Annotated in this window: 6 protein-coding genes; 2 read left to right on the forward strand and 4 right to left on the reverse strand. The window is 67.1% G+C overall.

Features of this window, described 5'->3' with window-relative positions; translation table 11 throughout:
- Positions 1–1,121, reverse strand: a 1,121-nt coding sequence (locus ACNPP0_RS18720) for an acyl-CoA dehydrogenase (RefSeq protein ID WP_448706674.1), incomplete at its 3' end; no start/stop codon positions are given.
- 148 nt (positions 1,122–1,269) lie between these two features.
- Here ACNPP0_RS18720 and ACNPP0_RS18725 point away from each other — a divergent pair.
- Positions 1,270–2,499 carry a spore maturation protein gene (locus ACNPP0_RS18725; protein WP_332612894.1) on the forward strand — a complete coding sequence of 410 codons (1,230 nt, stop codon included), beginning with the start codon at positions 1,270–1,272 and terminating at the stop codon, positions 2,497–2,499.
- 51 nt (positions 2,500–2,550) lie between these two features.
- Here ACNPP0_RS18725 and pyk read toward each other — a convergent pair whose 3' ends face one another.
- A complete protein-coding gene (gene pyk, locus ACNPP0_RS18730) occupies positions 2,551–3,993 on the reverse strand; it encodes a pyruvate kinase (protein WP_332612895.1) in 1,443 nt (480 codons plus the stop codon).
- A gap of 105 nt (positions 3,994–4,098) precedes the next feature.
- Between pyk and ACNPP0_RS18735 the strand changes: the two genes are divergently transcribed.
- The gene (locus tag ACNPP0_RS18735) at positions 4,099–5,241 is read left to right on the forward strand and encodes a glycerate kinase (protein WP_448706675.1); all 1,143 of its coding nucleotides are present in this window, start codon (positions 4,099–4,101) and stop codon (positions 5,239–5,241) included.
- Between the two features lie 89 nt (positions 5,242–5,330).
- Here the strand turns inward: ACNPP0_RS18735 and rsmA are convergent, their stop codons facing one another.
- Together rsmA and ACNPP0_RS18745 are read right to left on the reverse strand one after the other, a co-directional pair.
- Positions 5,331–6,116, reverse strand: a complete 786-nt coding sequence (gene rsmA / locus ACNPP0_RS18740; RefSeq protein ID WP_332612898.1) for a 16S rRNA (adenine(1518)-N(6)/adenine(1519)-N(6))-dimethyltransferase RsmA — start codon at positions 6,114–6,116, stop codon at positions 5,331–5,333.
- A gap of 18 nt (positions 6,117–6,134) precedes the next feature.
- A partial coding sequence (locus tag ACNPP0_RS18745; RefSeq protein ID WP_448706676.1) for a peptidylprolyl isomerase occupies positions 6,135–6,654 on the reverse strand: 520 nt, incomplete at its 5' end.

Consider the following 6,654-nt stretch of genomic DNA (forward strand, 5'->3'; position numbering starts at 1 on the left):
CCCCCCGCCTCGACCAGATAGGCGTTGCCCGCCAGCCGGGCCAACTGTTCCTGCACGCCTTCGAACTTGCCAATGGGGATGCCGAACTGCTCACGCACCCGCGCGTACATGCCGGTGGTGTGCGCGCACATGACGGCGGCGGCCGCCGACAGCGACGGCAGCGAAATGCCGCGCCCGGCGGCCAGGGCGCTCATCAGCATCTTCCAACCCTGGCCGGCGCGGGCCTCGCCGCCGATCAGCGCATCCAGCGGCACGAACACATCGCGCCCTTTGTTCGGGCCGTTCTGAAACACCTGCATGGCCGGCAGATGGCGCCGGCCGATTTCCACGCCCGGCGCCTCGGTGGGCACCAGCGCCACCGAAATGCCGATGTCTTTCGGGCCGCCCAGAATGCCGTCGGGGTCGGACATCTTGAACGCCAGCCCCAGCACCGTGGCCACGGGCCCCAGCGTGATGTAGCGTTTGTGCCAGTTGAGCCGGATACCGATCAGTTCGCGGCCATCGACCACCTGGCGGCAGACAACGCCGGTGTCCACCATGGACGCGGCGTCCGAGCCCGCCTCGGGGCTGGTCAGCCCGAAGCACGGCACCTCGCGGCCATCGGCCAGGCGCGGCAACCAGTAATCACGCTGCGCGGGCGTGCCGAACTGCATCAGCAGTTCGCCGGGGCCTAGTGAATTGGGCACCATGACGGTCACGCCCGCCGTGATGGAATAGGCCGATATGCGGCGCACGACTTCGGAATGCGCGTAGGGGGAAAAGCCCAGCCCGCCGTAACGGCGCGGGATGATCATGCCGAAAAAACGCTGCGATTTCAGAAAGCTCCAGACTTGCGGCGGCAGGTCGCGCCGGTTCCAGGTGATGTCCCATTCGTCCAGCATCGTGCACAGCTGCGCCACGGGGCCATCGATAAAGGCCTGCTCTTCGGGGGTGAGGGTGGCGGCGGGCACGTCCAGCAGCTTGCGCCAATCGGGGTTGCCGGTGAACAGGTCGGCGTCCCACCAGGTGTCTCCGGCCTCGATGGCCTCGCGCTCGGTGGCCGACATGGGGGGCAAGGCGTTGCGCGCCCAGCGGTACGCGGGTTCCGAGATGCGGCGACGGCGCCAGGCATTGAAATCCATGAGTGTCCCTCACTGTTATGGCCCTAGGGCGGTTCGGCCCAAAGTACCAGAATTGGCGCCGCGCGGCCAAGCTGGCCAGGGCTGACTCTGCGACAATGAGCGTCCCCGCGCTGGTGCGCAATCAACCGCTGTCCGGGCATCGTCACGCATGCTGAACAAACTCTGGCTGGGCTTCTTCCTGACCGCCGCCGCCGCCGCGCTGTACCGCTGGCTGGCCATCGGAGACCCCGACGTCTTTCGCCTGATGGTGGCCAGCCTGTTCGACATGGCGCGCGTGTCGGTCGAAGTGATGGTGCTGCTGTTCGGCACGCTGACCTTGTGGCTGGGCTTCCTGCGCATTGCCGAAGCCGCCGGGCTGGTGGAAAAGCTGGCACGCCTGCTGGGGCCGCTGTTTGCGCGCCTGATGCCGGGCGTGCCGCGCAATCACCCCGCCATCGGTCTTATCACGCTGAACTTCGCGGCCAACGGTCTGGGGCTGGACAACGCGGCCACGCCCATCGGCCTGCGCGCCATGCGCGAACTGCAATCGCTGAACCCCACGCCCGACACCGCCAGCAACGCGCAGATCCTGTTCCTGGTTTTGAACGCGTCATCGCTGACGCTGCTGCCCGTCACGCTGTTCATGTTCCGCGCGCAGCAGGGCGCGGCCGATCCCACACTGGTATTCCTGCCCATCCTGCTGGCAACCAGCGCGTCCACGTTGGCGGGCTTTCTGGCCGTGGCCGTGTGCCAGCGCCTGCGGCTGGCCGACCCGGTGGTGATGCTGTGGCTGGGCGGCGCGGCCTTGCTCATGGGCGGTTTCATGGCGCTGCTGGCCGGCATGTCGGCCGCGGCCATCGCGTCGCTGTCTTCGGTGATGGGCAACCTGGCGCTGTTCGGCATCCTGCTGGCGTTCCTGGTCGTGGGCGCCTGGAAAAAGGTGCCGGTCTACGAAACGTTCATCGAGGGCGCCAAGGAAGGCTTCGACATCGCCAAGAGCCTGCTGCCCTATCTGGTGGCCATGCTGTGCGCGGTGGGGGTGCTGCGCGCATCGGGCGCGCTGGATTTTTTGCTGGACGGCATCCGGTGGCTGGCGCTGCAAGCCGGCTGGGACACGCGTTTCGTCGACGCGCTGCCCACCGCGCTGGTCAAGCCGTTTTCCGGCAGCGCGGCGCGCGCGATGATGCTGGAAACCATGACGCACTTCGGCGTGGACAGTTTCCCCGCCCTGCTCGCGGCCGTGATGCAGGGCAGCACCGAAACCACGTTCTACGTGCTGGCGGTGTACTTTGGGTCGGTGGGGATATTGCGCGCGCGCCACGCGGTGGGCTGCGCGCTGATCGCCGATGCGGCCGGTGTGCTGGCCGCCATTGGCGTGTGCTACTGGTTCTTTGGCTGAAGCCGGCCAGGCGGGCGTAGCGGGGCCGGGTCGCGGCCCCGCCAGCCCCGGTCAATCCACCAGCAGGATCTTCATGCCGTTGGTGCCGCCGCTGTCGCGGTAGAAATCGCCCTTGGTCAGGATCACCCAGTCGCCCGTCTTCACCAGGTTGCGCTTGCGCAGTTCGTCAATGGCGGCCTCGCTGAGTTCGGCCGGCTCGTAGTCCGACGGCGCGAACGGAATGGTGTAGACGCCCCGGAACATGGCCACGCGGTTCTGCGTCAGGCTGTGCGGGCTGTAGCAGTAGATCGGCACGCCGGAACGGATGCGCGACATGATCAGCGGCGTGTGCCCGCTTTCGGTCAGGGCGATGATGGCCTTGACGCCCGGAAAGTGGTTGGCCGCGTACATCGCGGCCAGCGCAATAGTTTCATCACAGCGCGTGAAGGTCTCGCCCATGCGGTGGTGCGACACGGTGGACGTCGGGTGCTTTTCCGCGCCCAGGCAAACGCGCGCCATCGCTTGCACGGTTTCAACGGGATACTGGCCCGACGCGCTTTCCGCCGACAGCATCACGGCGTCGGTGTAGTCCAGCACCGCGTTGGCCACGTCCGACACTTCGGCGCGCGTGGGCATGGGGCTGGAGATCATGGATTCCATCATCTGCGTCGCGGTGATGACCACTTTGTTCAGCGTGCGCGCGTGCTGGATGATGCGCTTCTGGATGCCGACCAGTTCGGCATCGCCCACTTCCACGCCCAGGTCGCCGCGCGCCACCATCACGCCGTCGCTGGCGCGAATCAGCGAGTCCAGGGCTTCGTCGTCAGCCACGGCTTCGGCGCGTTCGATCTTGGCGATGATCCATGCCTGGCTGCCGGCTTCGGCCAGCAGGGCGCGGGCCTCGTCGATGTCGCTGCCATAGCGCGGGAACGACACGGCCACGTAATCCAGTTCCATTTCGGCCGCCAGCTTGATGTCGACGCGGTCCTTGTCGGTGAGGCTGGGGGCGGACAAGCCACCGCCACGACGGTTGATGCCCTTGTTGTTGGACAGCGGGCCGCCAACGGTGACGGTGGTGTGGACTTCGTCGCCTTCGACGCGATCCACCACCAGCACGACACGGCCGTCGTCCAGCAGCAGTTCGTCGCCCACGCGGCAGTCGGTCACCAGTTCCGGATAGTCGATGCCGACGATGCTGGCTGTGCCCGCCTCCTTGGGATGCACGCGCGACAGCGTGAATGGCTGGCCGACGTGCAGCTGCACCAGCTTGTCGGTGAAGCGCGCAATACGGATCTTGGGGCCTTGCAGGTCGCCCATGATGGCGACGAAACGGCCCTGCTTGGCGGCAATGTCGCGCACCAGGCGCGCGCGGTCGCGGTGATCGTCCGCGCTGCCGTGCGAGAAGTTCAAACGGGCCACGTCAAGGCCGGCGCGGATCAGCGCTTCAATGCGTTCGGGCGTCGAAGTCGAAGGGCCCAAGGTGGCAACAATTTTGGTGCGGCGCAATACAGGCATGACGGTCCACTCTCGCAAAAACAACGAAAGCGCTATGGTACGCCGCCTGCGTCGGCGCGGGTATCATGGCCCTTACTCCGACCGACATCGAGGCGACCCAAACCCGTGAAAATCGTCATTGCTCCCGACTCCTTCAAGGAAAGCGTGTCCGCGCCCGACGCGGCGGCAGCCATCGCGCGCGGCGTGAAAGCCGCCTGCCCCGGCGCCCACACGATATGCGTGCCCATGGCCGACGGCGGCGAAGGCACGGTCGAGGCCGTGCTGGCCGCCACCGGCGGCAAGGAACAGCAGCTGACGGTGAACGACGCGTTGGGTTACAAGGTCGACGCCGTGTGGGGCCTGCTGGAAGACGGCACGGCCGTGATCGAAATGGCCGCGGCGGCGGGGCTGGAACTGATCTCGCCGTCCAAGCGCGACCCGATGCGCGCCAGCAGCCACGGCGTGGGCGAACTGATGCTGGCGGCCGTGAACGCGGGCGCCACGCGCATCATCCTGGGCTTGGGCGGGTCCGCCACCAACGACGCGGGCGCCGGCATGCTGACGGCGCTGGGCGTGCGCTTGCTGGACGCCGCCGGCAACAGCCTGCCGCCCGGTGGCGGCGCGCTGGGCAAGCTGGCCGCCCTCGACACGCGCGGGCTGGATCCGCGCCTGGCCAACGTCCACATCGATATCGCGTCGGACGTCGACAATCCGCTGTGCGGCGCGCATGGCGCATCGCACGTGTTCGGGCCGCAAAAAGGCGCCACGCCGGAACAGGTGCTGGCGCTGGACCAGATGCTGTCGAATTTTGCCGATGTGTGCGCGCGCCACCTGGGCGTGGACTATCGCGACGAACCCGGCGCGGGCGCGGCGGGCGGTTTGGGCTTTGCGGCCAAGGCGTTTTTGCAGGCGCACTTTCGCCCGGGCGTCGAAATCGTGGCGGAACTGGGCGGCCTGGCCGACGCCATCGAAGGCGCCACGCTGGTGTTCACCGGCGAAGGCCGCATGGACGCGCAAACACTGCGCGGCAAGACCCCGGCGGGCGTGGCCAAGATCGCGCAGCAGGCGGGCGTGCCGGTGGTGGCGTTGGCGGGGTCGCTGGGCGAGGGCTACGAAGCGCTGCACGCGGGCGGCATCACCGCCGCGTTCAGTTTGGCGCCCGGTCCCATCACCTTGCAGCAAGCACTGGCCGACGCGGAAAAGCTGCTTGCCGAGCGTGCGCGCGACGTCATGCAGCTATGGATGGCCGCGCAAAAACGGATGTTGTGATGCGCGTGGCGCGGATAGCGTGGCATGGCGCCACGCCTGCATTGCGGGACACGCGCCGCGCCTGCTTGCTACGCTCCGCCGCTTCGCGCTTACTGAAGCAGGCCCGCTGCCACCAGCGCATCCGACAGGCGGATATACCGGTCCACCGAAATGTCCTCGGCGCGCGCGGTAGGCGCAATGTCCAGCGCTTCCCAGGGCACTTGCGGCGCCCAGTCGGCCAACACGCGACGCAGCATCTTGCGGCGCTGCGAAAAAGCGCGCGCCACCACCGTTTCAAAGGCGCGCACGCTGACCGGTTGCAGGCGGTCGGCCGGCAGCGGCACCATGCGCACAATCGCCGACACCACCTTGGGCGGCGGGTCGAACGCTTCCGGCGGCACATCGAACAGCTTGTGCATGCGATAGCGCGACTGCAACATCACCGACAAGCGGCTGAAATCACCAGAGCCAGCTTGCGCCACCATGCGGTCGATGACCTCGCGCTGCAACATGAAATGCTGGTCGCGAATGTGGTCGGCCCACGTCATCAGGTGGAACAGCAGCGGGCTGGAAATGTTGTAGGGCAGATTGCCCACCACACGCAGCGCGCTGCCGAATTGCGAGAAATCCACCGTCAACGCGTCGGCTTCGACCACGGTCAGGCGCGACGCCTCGAACTGCTTGCGCAGGCGCGCGGCCAGGTCGCGGTCGATTTCCACGGCGGTGAGATGGTCCAGGCGCTCTAGCAGCGGCCGGGTCAAGGCAGACAACCCTGGGCCGATCTCGACCACGGCATCGTCGCGGGCGGGGGCAACCGCCCGGACGATGGACTCGACGACGCTTTCGTCGGTCAGGAAGTTCTGGCCGAAGCGCTTGCGCGCCTGGTGTTGAGACATGAAAAGCCCGTAATGCGTTTAGCGGTTGTTCTGCTGGATCTTTTGCTGCTTTTCAAGCCGGTTGTCGACGTAAGCCTGAGCACGCAGCTGCTCCAGCCAGTCTTCAAAAGCAGGCTGGGCGCGGCGCTCGAACAGAATCTGGCGCGCCTTCATGCGGGCCAGGTCGTCGGTGGCGTCGTGTTCGCGGCGTTCTTCGACTTCAATCAGGTGCCAGCCAAAAGGCGACTGGATCGGCGGGCTGATTTCGCCCGGCTTCAGCGCGTTCATGGCGGCTTCGAACGGCGGCACGGTTTCACCCGGGTTCAGCCATCCCAGTTCGCCGCCCTGTGGTGCGGTGGCGTCCTGCGAGTACTGGCGCGCCATGTCTTCAAACTTGGCGCCACCCGACACCAGGCGCTGACGCACCTGTTCCAGGCGCTGACGCGCGGTTTCGTCGCTCATGACGGTGGACGTCTTGATCAGGATGTGGCGCGCGCGGGTCTGCATGACCTTGGTCGGGCCTTGCTGCGCGGGCGCTTGCGGACGCGCGGCGGGCTGC

It is taken from the genome of Achromobacter semiaridum (assembly GCF_053543755.1).

Coding starts and splice junctions, on each gene's coding strand:
- ACNPP0_RS18725 (WP_332612894.1), top strand. CDS start 1,270: ATGCTGAACAAACTCTGGCTGGGCTTCTTCCTGACCGCCGCCGCCGCC.
- pyk (WP_332612895.1), bottom strand. CDS start 3,993: ATGCCTGTATTGCGCCGCACCAAAATTGTTGCCACCTTGGGCCCTTCG.
- rsmA (WP_332612898.1), bottom strand. CDS start 6,116: ATGTCTCAACACCAGGCGCGCAAGCGCTTCGGCCAGAACTTCCTGACC.